Raw genomic sequence first — 2,721 nt, forward strand, 5'->3', positions numbered from 1 at the left:
GGTAATGAATAAATTCGAAAGATCAAAAATGACTTATTTACCAGTAATTAAGGATGAAATCTACTTTGGATTCATCTCTAAATCGGTTGCTTTAGAAGCTTATAGAAGCAAGTTAAAAGCAATGACTATTGAGTAGTAGATTTGAGTAGCAAAATACTTCAAATGTTTAAAATAAAAACACGACTTATTAATTAGTATTTTTTATTTTGCTATATTTCAAAATCAATAGCACCAAAACTCAGTTTTAAGAATGTTTTTGCTACTACATTTAACCTAACAAATAAACTTTAGAATCTATCGTCCCAATACCGTAGTTTCTAATTTTATTAAACCTATGACAATCAAAGCCATAATCGTTGACGACGACTTCAAATCGAGAGAACTAATTCATGATTTTTGTAAAATTTACAGTAATGATAAAATTACAATTGTAGATTTGTGCAGATCTGTTGATGAAGCAATCATATCTATTGCAAATAACAAACCTAATTTGGTTTTTTTGGATATTGACATGCCTCAGAAAAATGGTTTTGAATTAATTCGCCATTATAACGTAGTTCCTTTTGAAATTGTCTTTGTGACGGGTCACGCTAACGAGTATATAGAAGCAATAAAGTGTAGTGCTTTAGATTATTTAATGAAGCCAATAAATCCGTTAAATATTAAATCTATAATTGATCGATTTGAACACAAGACAGAAATAAGTAGTAATCAAAATAGATTTGACGTTTTAAAAAACAATTTGGTGAACACTAAAAAGTCCATCATATTGCCTAATAATGATGGTTTTAAAGTTATCGTTATTAACGAAATTATTTACTGTGAAACGAGTAACGGAAATGGAAAATGCACTAGTGAAACCATTGTTGTTTCTAAATCATTAAAAGAGATTTTTCAATTATTAGCTGATAGCTCATTTTTAAAAGTGAGTAGCAGTGCTGTAATAAATAAAAAGTTTGTAAAATCTTTCCATACCAAAATTAAAAAGTTGACACTCTTAAATGACTATTCAATTACTGTCACAGAATATAATAAATCAAGCCTAATGGATGCGATTAGTAAGTAATTATATTCTACTTTTAGTATTGTTGGCTACTGCGTTTTCTGATGCTCAATATCGTCCTACAAAAAATTACTCTACAGCAGATGGTTTGACAAATAATGCCGTACGTTCCCTTTTTCTTGATAAAAATCACGAACTATGGATAGGTACAGAAAATGGTATTTCTAAATTTGAAAACGGACACTTTTCTTCCCTTGTTTTACCTAAAATAATTACAAACAATAGCTGTTGGGATATTGCACAAGATACTCAAGGCAATATGTGGTTTGCTACTTATGGAGGTGGTGTATTTAAATATGATGGAAAAAAGTATAGCCTTTTTGACACTCGTAAAGGACTACCTGATAACCGAGCTCACAAATTACTTTCTTATAATGACAAGATGTATGTGGGTACCGAATTAGGAGTTGCAATCATCGATATAAAAACAAATAAATTGGTAGTTCCTAAGGGAATTACGCCACATTTTGGCGTTTTTATTGTAACTGATTTCATGCTTTATAAAGATGAAGTATACTTTTCTACATCTAACGAAGGCATTTTTAAAATTGTAGTGAAAGACGATATTCCACATATCGAGCAAACATTAGCAGCTGAACACGCGTTCTCATTAGGTCAATTTGGCACTCAATTGTTTGTAGGAAACAAAGCCAGTTTGAATCAATTCGAAATTGAAAATGTACTTGCGAATAAAGCCGAAATCAAAAGTTTTGGGAGCACCACAGTTTGGGATTATGCTACAGATAAGCAAGGTATCTTGTATGCTGCTGCCTGGGGCGTATTTGATCAAAGTGGTGGGCTTTACACTGTTGTTAATAATGGAATGACTCCTATTTCAAAAGAATATGGTATTGACTCTCCTAATATTTTAAATGTAGTCTATAACTCTAAGAACGATTTTTTATATGTCGGTTCAAAAGACCGCGGAATTTACGAAGTGCAACTCGGTAGAACAATTGATTACAATCCGTTTGGTAATAAAAAGGTAATAGATTTTGAAATTTTCGATACTCATAAAGTCATAGTACATGAAGACGGACTTTCCTTTCTAGATGGTTCGAATGTTATTTCGAAAACAATCACAAATGAAGCCTTTAAAAAATACGAAGTGGGCTACGTTACCAATAGTAAAAATAAGGTACCTACTCACAAGGAGGGTTACTTTGAGTTAGACTATAAAATTCCAGCTGCCCAAATCGAGTATTACGGGTTAATTAAACACCAGCAATCGCTATGGCTAACTAGTAATATAGGAATCTACGAAATTAGCTTAAAAGGAGAAATAATCAATTACATACCCCTGCATAGTTATAAAATAGGATTTACAAACAATAACAAATTTATTGAAACGATTCCCTATGCAGGTGTCCGCATTTATGATGATGTATATAATCTGAAAGCAAAACACTACTCTGAATTTGACAAAAACACTCCATTAAATGTTGTTGGTATTTTAAATAACCGAGATAAGACCTATTTCATATCCCTATTTCAAGGGTTGTATACTTACATAAATAATAAGTGTCAGTCATTATTGAGCGCGAATGTATGGAAGGAAGACAAGTTAAAATTTATTACTAAAAACCAATATGGCAATTTAATTATTGCTTCAGAGCTCAGTGGAATCACTATTGTAGATGATTCAAGATCTTTTAAAA

2 protein-coding genes are annotated in these 2,721 nt (G+C 31.4%); both read left to right on the top strand.

Annotated features, from left to right (window positions below; translation table 11 throughout):
* The first annotated feature begins 334 nt into the window (after positions 1 to 334).
* Positions 335 to 1,066: a LytTR family DNA-binding domain-containing protein gene (locus P8M54_RS12010; protein ID WP_300288118.1), complete on the top strand. Its 732-nt coding sequence runs from the start codon at positions 335 to 337 to the stop codon at positions 1,064 to 1,066.
* Positions 1,050 to 2,721 (top strand): two-component regulator propeller domain-containing protein (locus P8M54_RS12015; protein WP_300288119.1); only part of this gene is annotated, 1,672 nt, incomplete at its 3' end. The genes P8M54_RS12010 and P8M54_RS12015, both read left to right, overlap by 17 nt.

This window comes from Flavobacterium sp. (assembly GCF_029242675.1).
GTDB lineage: Bacteria > Bacteroidota > Bacteroidia > Flavobacteriales > Flavobacteriaceae > Flavobacterium.

Bases quoted from the DNA above. Each gene is read 5' to 3' on its own strand.
- P8M54_RS12010 (WP_300288118.1), top strand. From the start codon at position 335: ATGACAATCAAAGCCATAATCGTTGACGACGACTTCAAATCGAGAGAA.